A 23,937-nucleotide genomic window follows, 5' to 3' on the forward strand; every position below is an offset into this window, starting at 1 on the left:
CCCGTGCCATAGGATTACCATGGGCGGCACAAGGACCCTCCAGCGGAGCGCAGGACATGCATTACCAGGGAAGCTGCCATTGCGGCAGGATCGCATTCACCGTGGAAGCACAGGCACCGATCAGCGATGTGATCGACTGCAACTGCTCGATGTGCCGCCGCCGCGGCAGCCTGCTGTGGTTCGCCCCGCGCGAGGCGTTCCAGCTGGCCACCGATCCGGCGGACGTGGCCACCTACCACTTCAACAAGGCCCACATCGACCACCACCATTGCCGCGAATGCGGCATCGCCCCTTACAGCGAAGCGGTGGATCCACGCACTGGAACGCCGATGGTGGCGGTGAACGTGCGCTGCGTGCCGGCGGTGGATCTGGCCGCGCTTTCGGTGACCTGCTACGACGGAGCCGCACTGTGAGCCGCACCGGCGCGTGGACGCGCATGGTGGTGACGCCGATGCTGCTGCTGGCGCTGGGAGCCTGTGCCCAGAGCGGCGATCGGGCGGCCAGTGCCGATACCGGTGCGGTGGCCGCCGAAGCGGCCATTGCCTCTCCGGATGGCGCGTTCCTGGCCTACGAACATGACGTGCAGATCCAGCTGGACGCCGCGCAGATCGCACCGCGCATCCAGCAGGTCGCACAGGCCTGCCAGAGCGCGAAGTTCGGTGATTGTGCGGTACTGCAGGTCGACCAGCGCAGTGGCGATCAGCCCAGCGGCGAGGTCAAGGTGCGCATCGCCCCGAAGGGCACCGAGCCGTTGATCGCGCTGGCCGGTGACGGCGGCACGCTGCAGTCGCGCAACACGCGCGCCGAAGACCTCGCCCAGCAGGTGGCCGACACTGCGTTGACCAAGGCGCGGCTTGAGAAGGAGCACGCACGCTTGCTCTCCTACCAGGACCGCAAGGACCTGAAGATCGAGGACCTGATGGCGATCACCACGCGCCTGTCGGAGATCGAGGCCGGTGTCGAGCAAGCCAACAAGGATTCAGCGCAGCAGCGCCGGCGTATCGACACCCAGCTGGTGACGCTGCACTTTGCCACCACCTCGGGCCAGCGCAGCCGCAGCGAGATCGGCGAGGCGCTGAGCGAGTCAGGCAGCATCCTCAGCACCAGCGTGGCGTTCCTGATCCGTGCTGCGGCTGCCTTGCTGCCGGTGGCGGTGCTGGCGTTGATCGCAGGATGGGGCGTGCGTGCCTGGTGGCGTCGTCGCCGTCGCAAGGCCTGATCGAACGATGCGCCCGCCGGTCGTGGACCGGTGCTACCGGACAGGTGGAAGGTAGCGCCGGGCCATGCCCGACGGATGCTCATCCTTCGTCGGTTTCGTACTCGACGAACACATCCAGCTCCAACGCGAGCTCCTGCACCGCATCGCGCACCTTCTGCGCGGTGCTTTCGTTGCCGACTTCCACTTCCAGTTCGTGGATGCCGGGGCCGATATCATCGGACAGCCCGGCCGAACTGGAATCGTCATCGTCCATGTGTGGCATCAGGTCGTCGGTTTCCTCGACGTGCTCGATGCCCTCCAGGCCAAGCAGCAGATCGCTGATGGCACGGGCGTCGTCTTCGGTTCCGGTGATGCGCAGTCGCAGCAGGCTCATGTCAGGGGCACGTGGAAGGGTTCGCCTGCAGCCTAGCCAGCGCGAAGCAAAGAGCGGGTGAGGGCGCAGTCAGCCGCGCGTGGCCGGGCGCCCCAGCAGGCTGTCCGGCAGCGCGGGGATCGGCGTGCGTTCGTCCTGGGCCTGCTGCAGCAGCCAGTCGATGAACAGGCGCGCGGCCGGGCTGGGCGGCTGCGCTTCGGCGTGCACCACGTAATAGGCGTAGCGCGCCTTCAACGCGGGTCCTGGCAGGCGCACCACTTCGTAGCGCTGCAGGTAGGGCTGGGCGATGTGGGTGCGTGCCAGTACCGCCCCCATGCCATACACCGCCGCACGCATCGCATCGGTGCTGTCGGCGAAGGTGTGCATCGGCGGCAAGGGTGAGGGCGGGCGCACGCCGGCATGGCGGAACCAGTCGCGCCAGCCCTGCGGCGACAGGTCGGTCAGCAGCGGCAGGTCGGCGATACGGGCCGGATCGTCCAGCGATTCGACCCCGGCCAGCGCAGGCGAGGCGACCGGGAACAGGTCGTCGTCCATCAGGTGCTGCGCATGCAGGCCCGGCCACTGTCCCAGACCGTAGCGGATGCCGACCTCCGGCCCATTGTCGTCATAGCGATCGAGCCCGCTGCCGGTGTGCAGCTCGATGCGGATGTGCGGATGCGCCTGGGTGAAGCGCGGCAGCCGCGGCAGCAGCCAGCAGTAGGAGAGCGAGCGCAGCGTGGTGATCCGCAGCGGCACGCTGTCCGCATCCGGATGCAGGTGATGGGCCACGGCCGCGACATCGCTGAAGGCCGCGCTGGCGGCATCGGCCAGCTGCCGGCCTTCGGCGGTCAGGCGGACGCCGCGGGCATGGCGCAGGAACAGGCGCGTTTCCAGCACTTCTTCCAGGCGCCGCACGTGGTGGCTGACGGCGCTGGCGGTCAGGTGCAGTTCCTGCGCGGCCTGGGCAAGGTTCTGGTGGCGGGCGGCGACCGCGAACACGGCCAGTGCGGGGAGCAGGGAAGGACGGAGCTGCATGTCGAGCCTCAAGCCAGATTTGTGGCTGGCAGCCATACTACGCGCTTGTGCGGCGGGCGTCCCCGCACGATCCTGTGTGCCTTGACGAGGATGCGGCGATGGACGGAGGCAGGGCATGAATGCGGTCCCACAGGCGGCCGAGCGCGACTGGCGCACACCGCTGGAACTGACCCTGCTGGGCGCCATCTGGGGCTGCTCGTTCCTGTTCATGCGGGTGGCGGTGCCCTCGTTCGGTCCGTTCGCGCTGGTTGAACTCCGTTTGGTGCTGGGCGCGCTGGTGCTGCTGCCGTTCCTGTGGCGCGCGCGCGCGCAGTTCCCGCCGCGGCGATGGCTGTGGCTGGCACCGATCGGCCTGATCAACTCGGCGCTGCCGTTCGTGCTGTTCGCCTACGCGGCGGAGCAGGCGCCGGCGGCGATCGGCGCGATCTGCAATGCGATGACCGTGCTGTTCGCCGCGCTGATCGCCTTCCTGTTCTTCGGCGAGAAGATCGGCATGCGCCGCGCCGGCGCTTTGCTGGTCGGCTTCGCCGGCGTGGTGGTGCTGGCTACGGCCAAGGTTTCCGGCCTGAGCATCGGTACCGCCGTGATCGCGGGTGCAGCGGCGTCGCTGCTGTACGGGCTGGGTGTCAATCTGGTGAAGCGCCACATGACCGGGCTGCCCTCGGCAGCGGCTGCGGCGGCGACGTTGTCGTGCGCCTCGCTGTGGATGCTGCCGATGGCGGTGACGCACTGGCCGCAGGCGGCGATTCCGCTGAAGGCGTGGGGCGCGGCGATCGCACTGGGCGTGGCCTGCACCGGCCTGGCGTTCCTGATGTTCTACCGGCTGATCGGCCGTATCGGCCCATCGCGCGCCTCGACGGTGACCTACCTGATTCCGCTGTTCGGCGCGGCGTTTGCGTGGCTGTTCCTGGGCGAGGCGGTGACGGTGCAGATGCTGATTGCCGGTGCGTTGATTCTGGGTAGCGTGGCGGTGAGCCAGAAGGGCTGAGGGTGCCGAAGCGCTGGTAGTGCCGGGCGCTGCCCGGCAGGTCTTTTCCGCGCCTGCGGAGAGGTGTCACTTTCTTTGCTCGTGCAAAGAAAGTAACCAAAGAAACACGCCGCCAGGTCGCGAGCCGGTGCTGCGCACCGGTACCCTGCGCTTCTCGGCCCGTCGAGGGACGGCGCGCAGAAGTCAGCCGACTAACAGTCGGCTCTACAAGAAGCGTGGCGCCTCTTCGCCCTCGCCGGACCTGCGGTGCTCGGCTCGCTCAAGGCGGACTGGAAGGTCAAGATCAACGGCAAAGGCATCCACGCATGGCGTGGATCTACCGGATGCAGCTACAGCCTTTGATCTTTTGTCCGCCTTGAGCGAGCCGAGCATCGCAGGGGAATCAGGGGCGAAGAGGTGCCGATGTCCTGTAGAGCCGACTGTTAGTCGGCTGACTTCTACGCACCGTCCCCTGATTCACCGAGAAGCGCAGGGGACCGACGTGCGAAGCACGGCGGCTCGCGACCTGGCGGCGCGTTTCTTTTGGTTACTTTTCTTTTCGCGCGAAAAGAAAAGTGACGCCCATGAACAGTGAAGCACCTTCAGCTCGTGCCACGCGCAGAACCCGCGACGACGTTACCGCACCGGCACCGGAATATTGCAGAGATCGATATGCCCGGCCGGACGCTTGTAGAAATCATCCACGCGATTGCGTCGCGCCTCGACCGTATCGGCGAAGGTCTTCGAATCGGTACGCAGCACCCGGATCGGCGTGCGCTCGGCCGCCGGCACGTCACTGGCGCGGCGGATCGACACGATCGGCGTGCGCAGCTTCGCATCGGTGTAGAAGCCCATCGGCGCCGGTCCGCGCGGGATCGCGCTGAGCAGCTCCATGCCCTTCAGCACGCGGCCGACCAGGGTGATGTTGCGGTCCAGCTGGCGCGGTGACTGCCCGGTCACCACGTACAGTTCGGCACCGATGCTGCTGTCTTCCTCGTTGTTGCGGCCCGCCCCCAGCATGCCGTAGCAGTGCGCCAGCCAGGCCTTGCCGGCCCGCGGGTCCTGGCCGACCGGGAAGCCGTCGACGAACCCGGTCTGTGCCGCCCAGCCATCGCGATCCGGCAGCACGCTCACCTTCAGGCCGGTGCTGGCGCGTTCGAACTCGGCCGGCAGCTTGCGTGCGGCGCTGCCGAACGGCCTGGCCTTGGCCGCGTCATCGGCGTCAGCGTCGCCGAACTGCACCACGAAGTTGTCCTGCGAGCGGTAGATGCTGGTGCCGTCCCAGAAATGCTCGTGGGCGAAGGTCTGGATGTTGGCCACATGGCGCGGGGCGAACTGCGGTGCCAGCTCGATGATCACCCGCCCGGCCGGCAGGTCCATGTACAGCAGGTTGGCCGGGTCCGGGGTGCGCCAGTCGCTGGCCGCCGAGGCGTCGAGGATCTGCTGCGGGCTTCGGTAGGGCGCGGCCGTGCTGGCCAACGACGGCAGCAGGCAGGCCAGGGCGAGGGCGGTCAGGGCAAGGCAACGGCGGTGCGGCATGGGAACCCCGGAACATGAACGAGGGTTTGATTCTGCGCGAGCGCACCGGTCTCGCCAACCGGCACGATGACTAACGACACATTCGCTATACCGAACTTCGCACTACTGTTGACTTCAACGTAGTGGAGGGCCGGTCATGGTCGAAGACGATGTCCACCTGAAGAAGTTCCAGAAGGAGCTCAGCGCCGGAACGGTGTCGCTGGCCCTGCTGGCGGTGCTGGCCCGGGCCGGCGAGGCGCTGTACGGGTACCTGATCGCCAAGGAGCTGGAGCGCGTGGGCGAGGGCGTGCTGAGCGGCAAGCAGAGCGCGCTGTACCCGGTGCTGCGAAATCTGGAGGGCGCCGGGCTGCTGGAAAGCCATGTTGAGCCATCCAGCAGCGGGCCACCGCGGCGCTACTACCGCATCAACGAACGTGGCCTTCAGGTGCTGGCGCAGTGGCGCCAGGCCTGGCAGGCCACCCGCGATTCCGTCGATTCCGTGTTGGAGGGGGTACCGCTATGAACGACCCGAGCCTGGCAGGCCGAGCCCTGCCGACCACCATCCCGCAGTATCTGGCGCAGCTGCGCGCGGCGCTGGAAGGCGCCGACCCGGCGATGGTGCAGGACGCGCTGTACGACGCCGAGGAGTATCTGCGCTCGGAGCTGGCCGCGCAGCCCGGTCGCAGCGAGGCCGAGGTGATCGCCGACGTGGCCGGCAGCTACGGCGCGCCGGACGAAGTGGCCGAGATCTACCGCGAGACCGAAGTGACGGTGAACCGCGCGCTGCGTACGCCGCGTGCGGATACCGCGCCGGTACTGCGTGCGGCGGCCGAAGCCAGTGGCGTCGAGCCAGCCGCACCGCCGCCGGCGCCGGTGCAGCGCTCGCTGCTGGCCCGCTTCTTTGGCGTGGTGGCCGATCCGCATACCTACGGCGCGCTGTTCTACATGCTGCTGTCGCTGGCTACCGGCATCTTCTTCTTCACCTGGGTGGTGACCGGCCTGTCATTGTCGTTGGGTCTGCTGATCCTGATCGTCGGCATTCCGCTGACCGTGCTGTTCTTCGGCTCGGTGCGCGGGCTGGCGCTGCTGGAAGGGCGGCTGGTGGAAGCGCTGCTGGGCGAGCGCATGCCGCGTCGTCCGCGATACACCGACCATAGCCGCACCTGGCTGCAACGCATCGGCGACATGTTCACCGACGGCCGCACGTGGCTGACCCTGCTGTACTTCGTGCTGATGCTGCCGCTGGGCATCATCTACTTCACCATCGCGGTGACGCTGCTGTCGCTGTCGCTGAGCCTGATCTGGGCGCCGGTCGCGGCGATCTTCAGTGGCGATATCCCGGGCGTGTACATCAACGACGTGAATGTACTGCCGATGGCGGCCTCGCCGCTGGTGGCAATCGCGGTGGCGGCGGTGGGCGCGCTGCTGCTGGTGCTGACGATGCACCTGGCGCGTGGCATCGGCAGGCTGCACGGGCTGATCGCCAAGAACCTGCTGGTGCGGCTGTAAGCGGTCGGGGTCGGATCCCTGTTCGCAGAACAGGGCTCTGACCCCGGATCCGGTCGAACTGGGGTCAGAGCCCTTTCCGTTGGAAAGGGATCCGACCCCGGGCTTCTGGGCAGAGCCGGGAATTACCCCGCCTTGCGCCGCAGCGGAGTGACGTTGCTCTTCTTCTTCGTGGCCTTGGCGGCCGGGGCTTCGGCGTGCGCGGCGAAGAAGTCGCGTACCTTCGGGTACACCACTTCGCGCCAGCGACGGCCGCTGAAGATGCCGTAGTGGCCGGCGCCTTCGACGATGAAATGCTCGCGGCGGTCAGCAGCAATGCCGGTGCACAGCGCCTGCGCCGCTTCGGTCTGGCCGAGCCCGGCGATGTCGTCCAACTCGCCTTCGATGCTCAGCAGCGCGGTATCGCCGATCGCCGACGGATCGACCTTCTCGCCATTGACCACCCACTCGCCACGCGGCAGCAGGAAGTCCTGGAACACCACGCGGATGGTGTCCAGGTAGTACTTGGCCGGCATGTCCAGCACGGCGTTGTATTCGTCGTAAAAGCGGCGATGCGCGTCGGCGTCTTCCAGGTCGCCCTTGACCAGGTCGGTGTAGAAATCCCAGTGCGAGCTGAAGTGGCGGCTGGGGTTCATCGACAGGAAGCCGGCGTGCTGCAGGAAGCCGGGATACACGCGGCGGCCGGCGCCGGGATAGCTCGGCGGCACGGTGTGGATGACGTTGTTCTCGAACCACGACAGCGGGTTCTGCGTGGCCAGGTTGTTCACTGCGGTCGGGCTGCAGCGCGCATCGATCGGGCCGCCCATCATCACCAGCGTGCGCGGCGTCGGTTCGCCACGGCTGGCCATCAGCGAAACCGCAGCCAGCACCGGTACGGTCGGCTGGCACACGCTGACCACGTGCAGGCGTTCGACGCCCAGATGGCGGATGAATTCCTGGATGTAGGCGATGTAGTCGTCCAGGCCGAACTCGCCTTCGCTGGTCGGCACCATGCGCGCGTCCACCCAGTCGGTGACGTACACACGGTGGTCGCGCAGCAGCGTGCGCACGGTATCGCGCAGCAGCGTGGCGTGGTGGCCGGACAGCGGTGCCACCACCAGCACGAACGGCTGGTTGAGCATGGTGTGCAGCTGGTCGGCTTCATTGCTGTGGCGCTTGAAGCGCAGCAGCTTGCAGAACGGCTTGCTCACTTCTTCGTGCACGACGATCGGCACGCGCTCGCCGTCGACATCGATTTCGTTGATGCCCCACTCGGGCTTCTCGTAATCCTTGCCGATGCGATGGAACAACTCGTTGACCGCAGCCAGGCGATCGGCACCCGGCATCTGCGACCACCAGTGGCCCGGGTTGGCGAAGAACTTGGCGTTGGCCTGGGCCTGATGCACCCAGGGGGCAAGCAGGTTGCGGGTCAGTTCGTGCAGTTGATAGAGCATGACGACCGAATATGTATGGTCATATGTTGCCGTGCAGCATATCCCATCCGGGTGTCCCGCAGGTTAAGTTGGCTGAAAATAATGAATCCGGATTCACATCCGTTCCAGCGCGGCCGCATCGCCTGCCAGGGCGGGGCCCAGCCAGCAGTGCGACCCTACCGGCTGCAGGCCCTGCCGGGCCAGCGTCCGCCGATACCAGCGCGCCGGGCGCGCCTGGAAGCCCTCATGGTCGCCGTCGAACTCGTCTTCGGCGGCGAAGGTCTCCAGGAAGGCCACACCGCCGGTCAGCTCGGCCACGCCGGCCAGGCCGGCGCGCAGCTCGCGATCGGGCACGTAGTGCATCACGTCCGAGCACACCAGCAGGTCGACCGGGGCGCAGGGCCGCAGCCAGGCGAAGTCGCCGAAGCCGGCCAGGTGCAGGTTGCGGGTGCGGCCGTAGCGGCGCACAGCGTACTCGCTGCTGTCAAAGCCCAGGTATTCGACCTTCGGACGCAGCTTCAGCAGCGGTGCGCGCCAGGCGCCTTCGCCGCAGCCGATGTCCAGCACGCTGCGGATCGGTCGTTCCAGGTAGTACTCGGCGCTGGCCACGGCCAGGGCAACCTTGCGTGCCAGGCGGGCGCTGCCGCCGATGTCGGCACGGCGGTACCAGCGCTGGAAGTAGGCGGCGTCGTAGGTCTTGTCCATGGTGCAGGGCCGGATCGGGGAAAACGGCGCCTATCGTACGGTGTTGCGGCGCGCCATGCGTCGATGTGTCGCGGCGGCGGTGCGTGGGGCGCGGTGCTCAGCGCGTGCGAGAATGGCCGCCCATCTACGCCAGCCGCTGGAGCGAGCGCATGCAGAGCTACTACTGGGTGAAGACCTTCCACATCGTGTTCGTGGTGGCGTGGATGGCCACGGTGTTCTACCTGCCGCGCATCCTGGTCAACCTGGCCGAGACAGCAGGGCAACCGGCCGTGACCGAGCGCCTGCAGCTGATGGGGCTGCGCCTGTACCGTTTCGGCCATTCGATGTTCGGCCTGGCCTTCCTGCTCGGCCTGGTGCTGTGGCTGGGCTACAGGGTCATCCCGGATTTCCCGACCATGGTCGCGCCGGGCGGTGCCGGCTGGCTGCATGCCAAGCTGGGCCTGGTGGTGCTGCTGCTGGTGTACTTCGGCTGGGTCGGTCGCCTGCTCAAGGGCGTGGCCAAGGGCAGGGCGCTGCCGTCCTCGCGCGCGCTGCGCTGGATCAACGAGATCCCGCTGCTGGCGTTCATCCCGATCGTGTGGCTGGTGCTGGCCAAGCCGTTCTGACCGGTAGATCCACGCCATGCGTGGATGGGCGCTTGTAGAGTCGAGCTTGCTCGACTGCTTCGATCAACAGCTGTCGAGCAAGCTCGACGCTACGGAACCGCGGTAGCCGTTCTGATCCACCGGGTAGATCCACGCCATGCGTGGATGGGCGCTTGTAGAGTCGAGCTTGCTCGACTGCTTCGATCAACAGCCGTCGAGCAAGCTCGACGCTACGGAACCGCGGTAGCCGTTCTGATCCACCGGGTAGATCCACGCCATGCGTGGATGGGCGCTTGTAGAGTCGAGCTTGCTCGACTGCTTCGATCAACAGCTGTCGAGCAAGCTCGACGCTACGGAACCGCGGTAGATCCACGCCACGCGTGGATGCGGTGATTGCACAAACCAAAAGAGCCGGGCATCTGCCCGGCTCTTTTGGTTTGTGCAATCACCCGGATGTTGCCGGCCAGCGGCCGGCACTATCTCAGGCCGCTTCGTAGGTGCCGTAGCTGCGCAGGCGCGTGTAGCGCTGTTCCAGCAGCTGCTCGGTGGACAGCGCGTCGAGCGCGTCCAGTTCGTTCAGCAGCACCGCCTTCAGGCGCTTGGCCATCTGGGTCGGGTTGCGGTGGGCGCCACCGGTCGGCTCGCGCACGACCTTGTCGACCAGGCCCAGGCCCTTCAGGCGCGGCGCGGTCAGACCCAGCTGCTCGGCGGCATCCTTGGCCTTGCCCGCGTCCTTCCACAGGATCGAGGCGCAGCCTTCCGGGGTAATGGTCGAATACACCGCGTATTCCAGCATCACGGTGCGGTCGCCCACGCCCAGCGCCAGTGCGCCGCCGGAGCCGCCTTCACCGATCACGGTGCAGATGATCGGCACCTTCAGTTCGGCCATCTCGATCAGGTTGCGTGCGATCGCTTCGGACTGGCCGCGCGATTCGGCGTCGATGCCCGGCCATGCACCGGCGGTGTCGATCAGGGTCAGCACCGGCAGGCCGAAGCGCTCGGCCATCTTCATCAGGCGCAGCGCCTTGCGGTAGCCCTCCGGCTTGGGCATGCCGAAGTTGCGCTTGATCTTTTCCTTGGTGTCACGGCCCTTCTGGTGGCCGATCACCATCACCGCGCGGCCGTTGATGCGGGCCAGGCCGCCCATGATGGCCTTGTCGTCGGCGAAGGCGCGGTCGCCGGCCAGCTCCTGGAACTCATCGCAGATGATGCGGATGTAGTCGGCGGTATACGGGCGCGACGGATGACGGGCCAGCTGCAGTACCTGCCATGAGGTCAGGTTGCGGAAGATCTGTGCGGTGCGCACGCGCAGCTTGTCCTGCAGCGCGTGTACTTCCGCCTCGACATTGACCGCCGGCCCGGCGCTGGCGTTGCGCAGCTCCTGGATCTTGGCTTCCAGGTCGGCGATGGGTTGCTCGAAGTCGAGGTAGTTCGGATTCATCGGAAGCCGTCGAGTAAAGAAGGGGGAAAGTGTAGCCGAACACAGGTGGATTCCCCGTACGCCCCTGTCTGGAGCGTACGGGGTCCGGGCGCGGGCTCAGCCCTTGCTGGCCGGGCGCACCGCCGCCGACATGCCGGTGGCCTGGCCCAGCGCCGACTGGAACGCATTGCGCTGCTCGTGGTCGGCCGGGCGCAGGTCGCGGCCGGCGGCCGCGCTGGCCTGCACGAAGTCCACGCTGACCTTGAAGCTCTCCTTCTTCAGGCGCTTCTGTTCAGACGGATCGATCGCGGCCAGGTAGCGCGCGTGCCACTGCCGCGCGGCGGCGGCGTGCGCCTCGAACTGCGGGTGCAGCGCCGGCAGCACGGTCGGGGTGAACGGGGCCGGGTCCTTCGGGGTGCGGTAGCCGGCCGGGTTGGCGGCCAGGTAGCTGCCCGGTTCCTCGTTCTCCTTTTCCAGGTAGGCGATGAAATCAACCGCGCTGAACAGCTTGTTGCGGCGCTCGATGCCGGCCTGCTGCTGGGTGGTGACCACGCTGTCCGGGAAGTTCTCGTGGGCGCCGTAACGCCAGTCCTTTTCGATGAACAGGCCGTGGACCTTGGTGAACGGACCTTCGATGGCGACCCCGTCAAGGTCGATCTCGTTGTTGGCCTCACCGTACTGCTGCCCGGCATCGGCGTAGACCTGGCTGACCACCACGTACTCGGACAGGGTCGGGTTGATCAGCCCACCCTGGCCGTCGGCGTAGACCACCAGCTGCACGTCGCCCAGCGCCTGGGTATGCAGGCGGTGTTCGCCCGGCGCCAGCGACACCGACACCGAGGCGTGCGGTCCGATGGCATGGGGCTTGCCGTCCAGGGTCAATTCCAACGGGCTGTCGGTGGGATTGTCGATCTCGAAGCTCACGCTGGACAGCGAGCAGCCAGCCAGCGCGAGGCCGGCCACAAGGGAAAGCAGCAGGGATTTCATCAGCGGTATCGTCCTTGAAGTGGTGCGGGGGAAAAGGTGAGGCCAGCGTCAGCTGGCCCATGGCGGGCTGTAGCGCACCTTCAGCGTGCGCACGGCCGGGTCGGCGCGCAGCGCCTCCATCAGCTTCGAATCGATGCGTACCGCGCTCTGCCCGGACACATCGAGCATGCCGGCCACGCCGCCCTGCGGGCCCTTCAGCAGCAGGTCCAGCCGCAGCGGCGTTCGGCCTGGGCGATGGCGGTCGAGCAGGGCATCGATGCGTTCCCAGACCGGGCGCTGCTGGCGCAGGTCCAGGCGCAGCGACAGCCGCGTGGCGTAGTTGGCGCAGACTTCATCGAAGTCCCAGCACTGGCGGATGCGCAGTGCGAAGCCGCCATTGAATTCGTCCTCGCGCAGGCCGCCCTTGACCACCAGGATGCGGTCCTTGGTCATCAGGTGGCCGAATTCGGCCATTGCGTCGGAGAACGCGCTGCACTCGACGCGGCCACGACCGTCTTCGAGCTGGATGAAAATCTGGCTTTCGCCCTTGCGGCGCACGCCGACCACCTGGCCGGCCAGCACGGTCTGCACTTCCGGGCGCCAGCGCTTCTCGCCGCCACCGCCACCACCGCTGTTGGCGCTCCAGATCTTCTCCACCGCGCCCAGATCGTTGCCGACCAGGTCGCGCACATCGTCGCGCCACGGATCGAACGGATGGCCGCTGAGGTAGAAGCCCAGCGTGTCACGCTCACCGTTCAGGCGCTGCAGCAGCGGCCATTCTTCGGCCTCGGGCAGGTCCAGCTGGATCGAAACGGTGCTCGGGTCGGGCCCGCCGAACAGCGAGTTCTGACCGGAGGCACGCTCGCGCGCCATCTGGTCGGTGGCCTTGATCACTTCCGGCAGCTGCAGCATCAGCGAGGCGCGGTTGCGGCCGAGCTCATCGAGCGCGCCACAGTTGATCATTGCTTCCAGCGTGCGCCGGTTGAGCTTGGCCGAGCCGACGCGGGTGCAGAAGTCGAGCAGGTCCTTGAACTCGCCGCCCTTCAGGCGCTCGTCGACCACCGCTTCGCAGGCGCCCTGGCCCACGCCCTTGATCGCGCCCAGGCCGTACTGGATGGTGTCCGGGGTGACCGCTTCGAACATGAAGGCCGACTGGTTCACCTTCGGCGGCAGCACGGTCAGGCCGAGGTTGCGCACCTCGTCGAGGAATCCGACCACCTTGTCGGTGTTGTCCAGGTCCGAGGACAGCGTGGCCGCCATGAACTCGGCCGGGTAGTGGCGCTTCAGCCACGCGGTCTGGTAGCTCACCAGCGCATAGGCGGCGGCGTGTGACTTGTTGAAGCCGTAGCCGGCGAATTTCTCCATCAGGTCGAAGATCGCATCGGCCTTGGCTTCGTCGACGCCGTCCTTGGCCGCACCTTCGCGGAAGATCTCGCGGTGCTTGGCCATTTCCGCCGGCACCTTCTTGCCCATCGCGCGGCGCAGCAGGTCGGCGCCGCCCAGCGAGTAGCCGCCGACGATCTGCGCCATCTGCATCACCTGCTCTTGGTACACCATGATGCCGTAGGTGTCTTTCAGGATCGCTTCGGTGCGCGGATCGGGATAGATGATTTCTTCCTGGCCGTGCTTACGCGCGTTGAAGGAGGGAATCAGGTCCATCGGGCCGGGGCGGTACAGCGACACCAGCGCGATCAGGTCTTCGAAGCGGTCGGGGCGCGCGTCCTTCAGCAGGCGGCGCATGCCCGAGGATTCGAACTGGAACACCGCGCCGGTGTTGCCGTTGGCGAAGATGTCCTTGTAGGTGGGCGTGTCGTCCAGCGGAATCGCGGCGATGTCCACCGGCGGGATGCCGGCGCGCTCATGGCGCTTGTTGATCGCCTTCACCGCCCAGTCGATGATGGTCAGCGTGCGCAGGCCGAGGAAGTCGAACTTCACCAGGCCCACTTCTTCCACGTCGTTCTTGTCGAACTGGGTGACCGGGTTCTTGCCCAGGCCGTTCTCATCGTGTTCGGCGTACAGCGGGCAGAACTCGCTCAGCGGTTCGGGGCCGATCACCACGCCACCGGCATGCTTGCCGGCGTTGCGGGTCAGGTCTTCCAGCTGCAGTGCCAGATCGATCAGGTCGCGGACATCGTCCTCGGTCTCGTAGCGCTGGATCAGTTCCGGCGACGCCATTTCCGAGCTGGGGCCTTCCTTGCCCTTGCCCAGTGCATCCTTCAGGTGGATACCCAGGATGTTGGGAATCAGCTTGGAAACACCGTCGACCAGGCCATACGGGAAACCGAGCACGCGGCCGGAGTCGCGCACCACCGCCTTGGCGGCCATGGTGCCGTAGGTGATGATCTGGCTGACACGCTCGCGCCCGTACTTGCGCGCGACGTAATCGATCACCTCGTCGCGGCGGTCCATGCAGAAGTCGATGTCGAAGTCGGGCATCGACACGCGTTCCGGGTTGAGGAAGCGCTCGAACAGCAGGTTGTACGGCAGCGGGTCCAGATCGGTGATCTTCAGCGCCCACGCCACCAGCGAACCGGCACCGGAACCACGGCCGGGGCCGATCGGAATGCCCTGGTTCTTGCCCCACTGGATGAAGTCGGCCACGATCAGGAAGTAGCCGGGGAAACCCATCTTGATGATGGTGTTGAGCTCGAATTCCAGGCGCTCGAAATACTCTTCGCGGGTCTTGCCCGGCGCCAGCGGATTCTTCTCCAGGCGCTCTTCCAGGCCGTCGCGCGACATCTTCTGGATCCAGGTGTCCAGCGTTTCGTCGTCGGGTACCGGGTAGTTGGGCAGGAAGTAGGTGCCCAGCCGCATCTCGATGTTGCAGCGCTCGGCCAGTGCCAGCGTGTTGTCGATTGCATCGGGAATGTCGGCGAACAGCGCGCACATTTCCTCGGCCGACTTCAGGTACTGCTGGTCGCTGTATTCGCGCGGCCGCTTGGGGTCGTCCAGCACGCGGCCGGTGGAGATGCACACGCGCGCTTCGTGCGCGCTGAAATCCGACGGCGACAGGAAGCGCACGTCATTGCTGGCCACCACCGGCAGGCCGCGCTGGCCGGCGGCCATCAGTGCGAACTGGTTGAAGGTTTCCTCGCCCTCGCGGCCGGTACGGGTCAGTTCCAGGTGCAGGCCATCGCCGAACACGCGCTGCCAGTCGGCCAGCTGCTGCTCGGCCAGCTCATGCTTGCCGTCCAGTGCCAGGCGCCCGGCCAGGCTCTGCCGCCCGGCCAGCGCGAACAGATTGGCGTTGCCGGCCTTCAGCCAGTCCGGGTGGATGGCCACCCCGCCTTCCGGGCGGTGGCCCTCCATCCAGGCGCGGGTCAGCAGCCGCGACAGGCTCAGGTAGCCCTCGCGGTCGCGGCACAGCAGGGTCATCCGCCACGGGTCCTGGCCTTCCTCGGCAATCAGCACGTCGGCGCCGGCGATCGGCTTGATGCCCACGCCTTCGGCCGCCTTGTAGAACTTGACCAGCGCGAACAGGTTGTTGAGGTCGGTCACCGCCAGCGCGGGCAGGCCCAGTTCCACCGAGCGCGACAGCAGGTTGGCCTGCTTGGCCTTTTTCGGGTCGGCCTGATCGGGTTTGGCCGGCACACGGATGGTCGAGTCCGCCAGCGAGAACTCGGTGTGGACGTGGAGATGTACGAAGCGGGAGTTGGACATGCCGGACCAGGTTGGAGCGCGCAGGCCCCGGATGCCGACGGAGGTTCGTCGCCGGGGTCGGGAAGCGCTGGAGTGCCTGGTCAGGGTAACGAGGGCGGGAGGGCGCGACAAGCTCTTGACATGCCCGGGAAGACGGCCGGGTTCAGGGGGGCGCGTAGCCGCTTCCTGTAGAGCCGAGCCCATGCTCGGCTGCCGCGAAAGCCGAGCATGGGCTCGGCTCTACAACGTCAACCGAGGCACTCCCGCACCGGCGCGAAGCTGCGGCGGTGTTCGGCACACGGCCCGTGGGCCCGCAGCGCGGCCAGGTGGGCCGGGGTGCCGTAGCCTTTGTGCTGCTCGAAGCCATACTCAGGGTGGCGCACGTGCAGATCCTGCATGTAACGGTCGCGGCTGACCTTGGCCAGGATCGAGGCGGCCATGATGGCCCGGTCGATGCCATCGCCGCCGACCAGGGCCTGTGCCGGCAGGGCCAGCCCCTTGGGCACCACGTTGCCGTCGATGCGCGCGAAGCCGGCCACGTGGGCCACCGCGGCCACCACATCGCGCATGCCCTGCAGGGTGGCCTGGTAGATGTTGAGGCGGTCGATGGCCTCCACCTCCACCAGCACCACATGCCAGGCCAATGCCCGTTCGACGATGCGGTCATACAGCTGCTCGCGGCGCGCGGCGGTCAGCTGCTTGGAATCATCCAGGCCGTTGATGCGCGGCCTGGACGGGTCGAAGACCACGGCGGCCACGGCCATCGGGCCGGCCAGCGGGCCGCGCCCGGCTTCGTCGACACCGGCGATCAGGCGTTCCGGCTCGACCACGGCGCTGGCATCGAACAGCGCCAGGCTGGCCGCAGCGGCGTGGCGGCGGCTCATGCCTGGGCCTGGTTGCGCACCAGCAGCTCGCCCACGGCGTCGGCGGCACGTGCCGATGCGTTGCGGCGCAGGCGCTCGTGCAGGCGCGCGTAGGTATCCTGCAGGTCGCTCACCCGCTGCGGGTGGTCGAACCACTGCTGGATGGCGGCCGCCAGCTTGTCCGGTGTGCAGTCATGCTGCATCAGTTCCGGGGCCAGATCCTGGCCGGCCAGGATGTTGGGCAGGGCGAAGCGGTCCACCTTGATCAGGCCCAGCGCCTTGACCAGGCGGTAGGTCAGCTCGTTGACGCGGTAGCCGACCACCATCGGCCGCTTCACCAGCATGGCCTCCAGCGTGGCGGTGCCGGAGGCCAGCACCACCACGTCGGCGGCGATCATCGCATCGCGTGCCTGGCCGTCGAGCACGTGCGAATAGGCCACCGGCAGCGCCGAGCGTGACAGCTGCTCTTCAATCAGCCGCTTGCACGCCGCGTTGGCAGCAGGCACCACCACATGCAGCCCGGGAATGCGCTCGGAGACCTGCCAGGCGGCTTCGAAGAACGGCTCGCCCAGGCGCGAGATCTCACCCAGGCGGCTGCCCGGCAGCACCGCCAGCACCTTGGCCGAGGTCGGCAGGCCCAGCGTGGCGCGCGCGGCCTCGCGGTCGCCCTGCAGGGGAATGTCGTCAGCCATCGGATGCCCGACAAAGCGCGCGTCGATGCCGTGCTTGGCATAGATCGGCGGTTCCATCGGGAACAGGCACAGCACCAGGTCGGCGCTGCTGCCGATCTTCTCGGCGCGCTTCTCGCGCCAGGCCCAGACCGACGGGCTGACGTAGTGCACGGTGCGTACGCCACGCTGCTTCAACCAGCGCTCGATGCCCAGGTTGAAGTCGGGCGCATCGATGCCGATGAACACATCTGGCTGCCATTCCAGCGCACGCTGGCGGAAGGCCGAGCGCAGCTTCAGCAGGCGCGGCAGATGGCGCAGCACCTCGGTCAGGCCCATCACCGCCAGCTCGCTGGCATCGTGCCAGGTCTGGCAGCCGGCGCTGCGCATGGCATCACCGCCGATGCCGGCGAATTCGGCATTCGGGAAGCGCGCCTTGAGTTCGCGTACCAGGCCCGCTCCGAGCAGATCACCGGAGGCTTCACCGGCCACCAGCGCGATCCGCAACGCGCGCTCGCTGAGCACCCGCTGCGCGGGGACACTGCCGGCCATCGAGGCCAGCGGAATCACGGCGGCGCCGGCGGGCGCCTGGCCGGGCGTGCTGCTCATCGCAGCAGGGGCCGCTCGGCGTGCTCGATGAAGTCCAGCATGGCCTTCACGTCATCGCTGTCACGCGCCTGTTCGGTCAGCTGCACCTTGGCCTCGGCCAGCGGCAGCCCGGCCACATACAGCGTGCGGTAGGCGCGCTTGATGGCCGAAATGCGCTCGGCATCAAAGCCGCGGCGCTTCAGGCCTTCGCTGTTGATGCCTCGCGGGCGGCCGAGCGAGTCGGTGCCGACCATGGTGAACGGCGGCACGTCGCCATTGGTCAGCGCACCCATGCCGAGGAAGGCATGCGCGCCGATGCGGCAGAACTGGTGGGCGCCGGCAAAGCCACTGATGATCACGTAGTCGCCCACGGTCACGTGGCCGGCCAGCGTGGTGTTGTTGGAGAACACGCAGAAGTTGCCGACATGGCAGTCGTGCGCCACGTGCGTGTAGGCCAGCATCCAGTTGTCGTTGCCGATGGTGGTGATGCCACCACCGCCGCCGGTGCCACGGTTGAGGGTGACGAACTCGCGGAACACGTTGCGGTCGCCGATCACCAGTTCGGTACGCTCGCCGCCGAACTTCTTGTCCTGCGGCTCGCCACCGATGGCCGCGTGGCCGACGAAGCGGTTGTCGCGGCCGATCCGGGTCGGGCCGTGGATGCTGCAATGGGGGCCGACCACCGTGCCGGCGCCGATTTCAACATCGGCGCCGATCAGGGTGAAGGCGCCCACCTGGACGTCGTCGGCCAGCCGGGCGGCCGGATCGATGACGGCGGTGGGATGGATCCGTGGTGCGTTGTCAGTCATTGCTGCCTCCCGTGGATCAGCCCTTGGCGCCGGCGCACATGACTTCGGCCGAGGCGACCACTTCGCCGTTGACCTTGGCTTCGCCGTAGTACCAGCCCATGTTGCGGATCAGGCGCTTCATCTGCACATCCAGCATCAGTACATCGCCGGGGACGACCTGCTTGTTGAAGCGGGCGTTTTCCACCTTGACCATGTAGAACAGCTTGGACTGCGAGTCGCGGCCCAGCGTGAGCTGGGTCATCACGCCACCGGCCTGCGCCAGCGCTTCGATGATCAGCACGCCGGGCATGATCGGGCGGCCCGGGAAGTGGCCCTGGAAGAACGGCTCGTTGATGCTGACGTTCTTCTGCGCCAGGATGCGCTTGGCCTCGATGTCGAGCTCGAGCACCCGGTCCACCAGCAGGAACGGGTAGCGGTGCGGAAGCAGTTCCTGGATCTGGCTGACGTCGATCGGAAGCTGCAGCGTGTCGTTCATTCTTTCTCCTTGCCAGCGGCCAGGACGCGGCGAGCCAATGCGTCCAGCTGCTTGAAGCGCGCGGCGTTCTTGCGCCACGTGCGGTTGTCGGTCAACGGGGTGCCGGACGAGTACTCGCCCGGCTCATGGATGGAGTTGCGGACCACCGACTTGCCGGTGATCACGACCTTGTCGCAGATCTCAAGGTGGCCGACCACGCCGACGTGGCCGCCGAGCAGGCAGTAGCGGCCGATCTTGGCGCTGCCGGCGATGCCGGTGCAGCCTGCGATGGCCGAGTGCGCGCCGATCTGCACGTTGTGGGCGATCTGCACCAGGTTGTCCAGGCGCACATCCTCGTCCAGCACGGTGTCTTCCAGCGCGCCACGGTCGACGCAGGTATTGGCGCCGATCTCGCAGTCGTCGCCGATGCGCACACCGCCCAGCTGCGGAACCTTGATCCACTTGCCGGCATCCATGGCCAGGCCGAAGCCATCGGCGCCCAGCACGGCACCGGGGTGCACGCGCACGCGCTTGCCGAGCGTGACCCGGGTGACCAGGGTGACCCGGGCGATCAGTTCACAACCGGTGTCCAGGCGGCAGTCTTCGCCGATCACGCTGCCGGCGCCGATGATGCAGTTGTCGCCCACCACGCTGCGCGCGCCGATGGAGACAAACGGACCGATGTGGGCGCTGGCGGCGACCTGGGCGCTGGGATCGATGACGGCGCTGGGGTGGATGCCCGGCGGGCGCGCCGGTGCGATGTCGAACAGCGCGGCGATCTTGGCGAAGGTGGTGTAGGGATCCTTGGCCACCAGCGCGCTACCCGGGGCGGCGTCGGCGTCGTCGGCGCGCAACACCACCAGCGAGGCCTGGCTGTCGGCCAGCTGGGCGCGGTAGCGCGGGTTGGCGAGGAAGGTCAGCTGGCCAGGTCCGGCATGGGCGAGGGTGGCCACGCCATGGATGGCGGTGGCGGGGTCGCCATGGACCTGCAGGCCGAACTGCTCGGCGAGTTGCTGGGCGGTGTAGGTGGGAGTATTCACGGCGGGAGTTTAACGTGTGACGCCATTGCGGTCATGCGGGGTCAAAAGCGGCGCCTGCCTGATGTCCCGGGGTGATGGCGCAGGGGGCTGCCCAGGACACGCCGTAAACCCATCCCTGGGGGCTCGATGGCGCCATCCATGGCGCCAACGGTCCTGGTCAGCCCCCTGCGCCATCACCAGATGATTTCACGCGAGCGCGGGAAGTAACGGCGGCGGCGAGCAAGCAAAAACGAAAACGCCGGGCAATGCCCGGCGCTTCGCACCCCGTCTGGTGGAGAGCCCCCCTTTGTTAAGGGGGGCGCGCCAACGGCGCGGGGAACAGGAGGAATGCGCGTGCAGTTCTGATGAGCCGCAGGGCGGTTCGTCAGAACTGCCCACCGAAGGTGAATTGCAGTCGTTCGATCTTGTCATCGTCTTCCTTCTTCAGCGGGAAGGCGTAGCTGATCGAGATCGGACCGACCGGGGCGCGCCACAGCAGGGCCACACCGGTGGATACGCGCAGTTCGTTGGCCTTGAAGTTCTTGGTGCCGTTGTAGACGTTGCCGAAGTCGACGAAGGCCGACACGCGCGCCGACGGGCTGTCGAACAGGCGCGGGAAGTAGGCTTCGACCGAGCCGACGGTCTTCAGCGAACCACCCAGCGGCTGGCCTTCCGGATAGCCTTGGGTGATTTCGCGCGGGCCCAGGGTGTTGTCCTCGAAGCCACGCACAGAGTTGGTGCCGCCGGCGTAGAAGTTCTCGAAGAACGGCAGGCCGCTGGCGGTGACGGTCCGGGTGGTGCCGTCCGGCTCGGTCACGGTGCGGCTGTAGTCCTTGCCGTAGGCGTCGCCGTAGCCCACTTCGGCACGGGTGTTGATCACCAGCGACGGCATGATCGGCCAGTACTTGCTGATCTGGTAGTTCAGCTTGTAGTACTCGATGGTCGAACCCGGCAGCGTGGTTTCCAGGCCGACGCGCTGGTAGGTACCGCGGGTCGGCATGAAGTAGTCGTTGCGCGAGTCGCGCGCCCAGCCCAGCTCGGTGCGCCACGCGTGGAAGGTGCGGCGGCCGACCGCGTTGATGTAGTCGATGATCGACTGCGGGGTCGAGCCCTGATAGGTGGTGATCTGGTTGCTGTCGATGCCGAACATCAGCGAGACGGTGTCGGTCTCGGTCAGCGGCACGCCGAACACCACCTGCGCCGAACCATTGGTGCTGTTGTACTGCGCGGTGTTGAAGTCGGAGTAGTCCAGTTCGCGCCAGGACAGGTTGTAGCCCAGCGACACGCCGTCATCGGTGAAGTACGGGTTGGTGTAGCTGAAGCCGTAGCGCTGCAGGTAGCTGCTGCGCGAGGCTTCAACCGACACGCGGTTGCCGCCGCCGAGGAAGTTGTTCTGCGACAGCTGCACCGAAGTGGTCATGCCGTAGGACTGCGAATAGCCCAGGCCGAACACGAAGCTGCCGGAGGTGGTTTCCTTGACGTTGTAGACGACGTCGACCTGGTCGTTGCTGCCGCTGACGGCCGGGGTCTCGACCTCGACCGACTCGAAATAGCCCAGGCGCTGCAGGCGGATCTTGGAGCGGTCGATCGCGGCCTGCGAGTACCAGCTGTTCTCGAACTGGCGCATTTCGCGACGCATCACTTCGTCGGAGGTGCGGGTGTTGCCACGGAACAGGATGCGGCGCACCGACACGCGCGGGCCGGGCACGACCTGCATGTTGATGGCCACCGTCTGTTCGGCACGGTTGGTAGTCGGGATCGGGTTCACCTTGGCGAACGCGTAGCCGATGTTGGACAGCGAGTTGGTGATGGTGTCCGAGCTGAATTCCAGCAGGGCACGCGAGAACGTGTCACCGGACTTCTGGATCACCATGCGCTCGACGTCCTCCTGCGGGAGGATGGTGTCGCCGCTGACCTTGATCTCGGAGATCTTGTACTGCGCACCCTCGGTCACGCCGGCGGTGAGGAACATGTCGCGCTTGTCGGGGCTGATCGAGACCTGGGTCGAATCGATGCTGAAGTCGACATAGCCGCGGTCCAGGTACCAGGAGTTGAGCTTTTCCAGGTCGCCGGACAGCTTTTCCTTGGAGTACTGGTCATCGCGGCGGTACCACGAGGCCCAGTTGTGCTCCTTCGATTCCCAGGTCTCCAGGATGTCCTTGCTCTCGTACTTCTCGGTACCGACCAGGTTGACATGGCGGATCTTGGCCGCCTTGCCTTCCTTGATGGCGATGGCGATGTCCACGCGGTTGCGGTCCAGCGGGCTCACCGTCGGGGTGATCTCGACGTTGTACTTGCCGCGGTCGTTGTACTGGCGGCGCAGTTCCTGGGTCACGCGGTCCAGGCTCAGGCGGTCGAAGGTGCCGCCTTCGGTCAGGCCGATGTCGGACAGGCCCTTGAGCAGCTGGTCGGACTTGATGTCCTTGTTGCCGGTCACGGTCAGCTTGTTGATCGCCGGGCGTTCCTTGACGGTCACCACCAGGATGGTGCCCTGGCGGTCCAGCTGCACGTCTTCGAAGAAGCCGGTCTTGTACAGGGCGCGGATGGTCTCGCCGACCTTGCTGTCGGTGACCGTCTCGCCACGTTCCACCGGCAGGTAGGTGAACACCGTGCCCGAGCTGATGCGCTGCAGGCCATCGACGCGGATGTCGCTGACAGTGAAGGGCTCGGCTGCCTGGGCCAGGGCGGGAGCGCCGGTGACGGCGGCGAGGGCGAGGGCCAGCAGGCGGCGATTGGGGAGTCGCGTCATGTCACGTCCGGTAGGAAGGTCGATTTCATTGGTGCGGGATGCCGACGCTGTAGACGGCAACAACGTGGAAAAGTTCATCGCGGGACCAGGCCGAGGATGTCGTTGTAGAACGCCAACCCCATCAGCCCGGCCAGCAACGCCAGGCCGATGTATTGGCCGGCGGCGATGGCACGCTCGCTCAGCGGGCTGCCCTTGACCAACTCGATAAGGTAATACAGCAGGTGGCCGCCGTCCAAGATCGGGATCGGCAGCAGGTTGATGATGCACAGGCTGAGCGACAGCAGGGCCAGGAACTGCAGGAACCAGTCGAGGCCGCGCTTGGCCGATACATTGGCCACCCGGGCGATGGTGACCGGCCCGGAAACGTTCTGCAGCGAGGCCTTGCCGGTGACGATGCGGCCCATCATGCCCAGCGAGTCGGCGGCCAGGCGGCCGGTTTCGCGCACGGCCACGGTCACCGCGTCCAGCGGGCCATAGCGCAGCAGGGTGTCGTAGGCCGGGCTGTAGGAGGTGGGGAAGCCGACGCCGATCTGCCAGACCGGGTTGCCCTTGCCGTCCTTGCCCTGGCGCGGGGTGACCTCCAGTGCCAGCCGCTCACCGCCGCGCAGGACTTCGATCATGCCGGGGCCGCCGGCGCGGCCGAGGGCCTGGATCTCGCCGATCACCTGGTCGACACTGTCGATGCGCTGGCCGTCGATCGCCACGATCAGGTCGCCGGGCTGCAGCAGCCCGCTCACCACCGAATCGGGCGTGAGCGAATCGACCAGGGCCGGCTGCAGCCACGATTGCCAGTACAGGCCGGCCAGGATCGGCACCCGCCGTTCATCGAAGCCCGCCGGCAGCTGCGACAGCGGCAGCGTGCGCACGCGCACCTGGTCGGCGGCATCGAGTACTTCCAGCTTCACATCGCGGCGGTCCATCGCTGCAGCGGTCAGCGCCATGCTGGCCTCGCCCAGGGTGACGACCTGGCGGTCGTCCACGCGCAGCACGCGGTCGCCACCGGCCAGGCCGGCCGTGGCGGCAATGCCGCTGGTGCGGCCGATGGTGGGGGAGTAATCCTGCTTGCCGATCACGAACATCGCCCACAACAGCAGGATGCACAGCAGCAGGTTGGCGAGCGGGCCGGCGGCGACGATGGCGATGCGCTGCCACACGGTCTTGTGGTTGAAGGCCTGGCCGCGTTCATGCGGGTGGACCTCGACCTCGCGCTCATCGAGGAATTTCACATAGCCGCCGAGCGGGATGGCGGCGATGGCGAACTCGGTGCCATGGCGGTCGCGGCGCGACCACAGCGGCCGCCCGAAGCCGACCGAGAAGCGCAGCACCTTGACGCCGCACAGGCGGCCGACCCAGTAATGCCCGAACTCGTGGAACGTGACCAGCAGCCCAAGGCTGACAATCATCCACCAGACCGATCCGATGAAATCAGTCATGCAGGCTCACAGTGGCGGACAGGGGCGGCGT

21 protein-coding genes are annotated in these 23,937 nt (G+C 67.0%); 6 read left to right on the forward strand and 15 right to left on the reverse strand.

From position 1 onward, the window contains the following. Positions 1-56 precede the first annotated feature (56 nt). Both C9412_RS03390 and C9412_RS03395 read left to right on the forward strand, forming a co-directional pair. Positions 57-413, forward strand: coding sequence for a GFA family protein (locus tag C9412_RS03390; RefSeq protein WP_107230312.1), 357 nt, complete (start codon positions 57-59; stop codon positions 411-413). Between the two features lie 23 nt (positions 414-436). Continuing rightward, complete coding sequence (locus C9412_RS03395) at positions 437-1,219, forward strand: DUF4349 domain-containing protein (RefSeq protein ID WP_107230430.1); 783 nt, start codon at positions 437-439, stop codon at positions 1,217-1,219. Positions 1,220-1,298: 79 nt separating this feature from the next. Here C9412_RS03395 and C9412_RS03400 read toward each other — a convergent pair whose 3' ends face one another. Both C9412_RS03400 and C9412_RS03405 read right to left on the reverse strand, forming a co-directional pair. Continuing rightward, positions 1,299-1,592: a hypothetical protein gene (locus C9412_RS03400; RefSeq protein WP_107230313.1), complete on the reverse strand. Its 294-nt coding sequence runs from the start codon at positions 1,590-1,592 to the stop codon at positions 1,299-1,301. Between the two features lie 69 nt (positions 1,593-1,661). Beyond that, positions 1,662-2,606: a LysR substrate-binding domain-containing protein gene (locus C9412_RS03405; protein ID WP_107230314.1), complete on the reverse strand. Its 945-nt coding sequence runs from the start codon at positions 2,604-2,606 to the stop codon at positions 1,662-1,664. A 115-nt stretch (positions 2,607-2,721) separates the two neighbouring features. On the opposite strand from C9412_RS03405, the gene C9412_RS03410 reads away from it, so the two are divergent. Then, positions 2,722-3,594, forward strand: a complete 873-nt coding sequence (locus tag C9412_RS03410; protein WP_107230315.1) for a DMT family transporter — start codon at positions 2,722-2,724, stop codon at positions 3,592-3,594. A gap of 615 nt (positions 3,595-4,209) precedes the next feature. Here C9412_RS03410 and C9412_RS03415 read toward each other — a convergent pair. Then, positions 4,210-5,112, reverse strand: a complete 903-nt coding sequence (locus C9412_RS03415; RefSeq protein WP_107230316.1) for a peptidylprolyl isomerase — start codon at positions 5,110-5,112, stop codon at positions 4,210-4,212. A gap of 136 nt (positions 5,113-5,248) precedes the next feature. On the opposite strand from C9412_RS03415, the gene C9412_RS03420 reads away from it, so the two are divergent. Together C9412_RS03420 and C9412_RS03425 are read left to right on the forward strand one after the other, a co-directional pair. After that, positions 5,249-5,614 (forward strand): PadR family transcriptional regulator, encoded by a 366-nt coding sequence (locus C9412_RS03420; RefSeq protein WP_107230317.1) that lies wholly within the window; start codon positions 5,249-5,251, stop codon positions 5,612-5,614. After that, on the forward strand, positions 5,611-6,600 hold the full coding sequence (locus C9412_RS03425) for a sensor domain-containing protein (protein WP_107230318.1): 990 nt from the start codon (positions 5,611-5,613) through the stop codon (positions 6,598-6,600). The genes C9412_RS03420 and C9412_RS03425 overlap by 4 nt, the downstream gene beginning before the upstream one ends. A gap of 122 nt (positions 6,601-6,722) precedes the next feature. Here the strand turns inward: C9412_RS03425 and phaZ are convergent, their stop codons facing one another. Together phaZ and C9412_RS03435 are read right to left on the reverse strand one after the other, a co-directional pair. After that, positions 6,723-8,030: a polyhydroxyalkanoate depolymerase gene (gene phaZ, locus C9412_RS03430; protein WP_107230319.1), complete on the reverse strand. Its 1,308-nt coding sequence runs from the start codon at positions 8,028-8,030 to the stop codon at positions 6,723-6,725. A gap of 93 nt (positions 8,031-8,123) precedes the next feature. Then, complete coding sequence (locus tag C9412_RS03435) at positions 8,124-8,714, reverse strand: class I SAM-dependent methyltransferase (RefSeq protein WP_107230320.1); 591 nt, start codon at positions 8,712-8,714, stop codon at positions 8,124-8,126. A 149-nt stretch (positions 8,715-8,863) separates the two neighbouring features. Between C9412_RS03435 and C9412_RS03440 the strand changes: the two genes are divergently transcribed. Next, a complete protein-coding gene (locus C9412_RS03440) occupies positions 8,864-9,319 on the forward strand; it encodes a CopD family protein (RefSeq protein ID WP_107230321.1) in 456 nt (151 codons plus the stop codon). A gap of 460 nt (positions 9,320-9,779) precedes the next feature. On the opposite strand, the gene C9412_RS03445 is transcribed toward C9412_RS03440, so the two are convergent. The 10 genes from C9412_RS03445 to rseP all read right to left on the reverse strand — a co-directional run bounded on the left by C9412_RS03445 (position 9,780) and on the right by rseP (position 23,906). Next, a complete protein-coding gene (locus tag C9412_RS03445; RefSeq protein ID WP_107230322.1) occupies positions 9,780-10,739 on the reverse strand; it encodes an acetyl-CoA carboxylase carboxyltransferase subunit alpha in 960 nt (319 codons plus the stop codon). Between the two features lie 96 nt (positions 10,740-10,835). Further along, positions 10,836-11,705, reverse strand: a complete 870-nt coding sequence (locus C9412_RS03450; RefSeq protein WP_107230323.1) for a hypothetical protein — start codon at positions 11,703-11,705, stop codon at positions 10,836-10,838. A gap of 48 nt (positions 11,706-11,753) precedes the next feature. Beyond that, positions 11,754-15,344, reverse strand: a complete 3,591-nt coding sequence (gene dnaE, locus C9412_RS03455) for a DNA polymerase III subunit alpha (protein ID WP_107230324.1) — start codon at positions 15,342-15,344, stop codon at positions 11,754-11,756. A 227-nt stretch (positions 15,345-15,571) separates the two neighbouring features. Further along, positions 15,572-16,207, reverse strand: a complete 636-nt coding sequence (locus tag C9412_RS03460; protein WP_107230325.1) for a ribonuclease HII — start codon at positions 16,205-16,207, stop codon at positions 15,572-15,574. Beyond that, the gene (gene lpxB, locus C9412_RS03465; RefSeq protein WP_181358659.1) at positions 16,204-17,463 is read right to left on the reverse strand and encodes a lipid-A-disaccharide synthase; all 1,260 of its coding nucleotides are present in this window, start codon (positions 17,461-17,463) and stop codon (positions 16,204-16,206) included. The genes C9412_RS03460 and lpxB overlap by 4 nt, the downstream gene beginning before the upstream one ends. Continuing rightward, on the reverse strand, positions 17,460-18,251 hold the full coding sequence (gene lpxA, locus C9412_RS03470; RefSeq protein ID WP_057497707.1) for an acyl-ACP--UDP-N-acetylglucosamine O-acyltransferase: 792 nt from the start codon (positions 18,249-18,251) through the stop codon (positions 17,460-17,462). The genes lpxB and lpxA overlap by 4 nt, the downstream gene beginning before the upstream one ends. Positions 18,252-18,267: 16 nt before the next feature. Further along, positions 18,268-18,726 (reverse strand): 3-hydroxyacyl-ACP dehydratase FabZ, encoded by a 459-nt coding sequence (gene fabZ / locus C9412_RS03475; protein WP_057497706.1) that lies wholly within the window; start codon positions 18,724-18,726, stop codon positions 18,268-18,270. Then, entirely contained in the window at positions 18,723-19,745 is a 1,023-nt protein-coding gene (lpxD, locus tag C9412_RS03480; protein ID WP_107230326.1) for a UDP-3-O-(3-hydroxymyristoyl)glucosamine N-acyltransferase, read from the reverse strand. Before lpxD ends, fabZ begins: the two co-directional genes overlap by 4 nt. Positions 19,746-20,109: 364 nt before the next feature. Continuing rightward, complete coding sequence (gene bamA, locus C9412_RS03485; protein WP_107230327.1) at positions 20,110-22,473, reverse strand: outer membrane protein assembly factor BamA; 2,364 nt, start codon at positions 22,471-22,473, stop codon at positions 20,110-20,112. A gap of 74 nt (positions 22,474-22,547) precedes the next feature. Then, on the reverse strand, positions 22,548-23,906 hold the full coding sequence (gene rseP, locus C9412_RS03490; protein ID WP_107230328.1) for an RIP metalloprotease RseP: 1,359 nt from the start codon (positions 23,904-23,906) through the stop codon (positions 22,548-22,550). Positions 23,907-23,937 lie beyond the last annotated feature (31 nt).

The organism is Stenotrophomonas sp. Nf1 (assembly GCF_003028475.1).
GTDB lineage: Bacteria > Pseudomonadota > Gammaproteobacteria > Xanthomonadales > Xanthomonadaceae > Stenotrophomonas.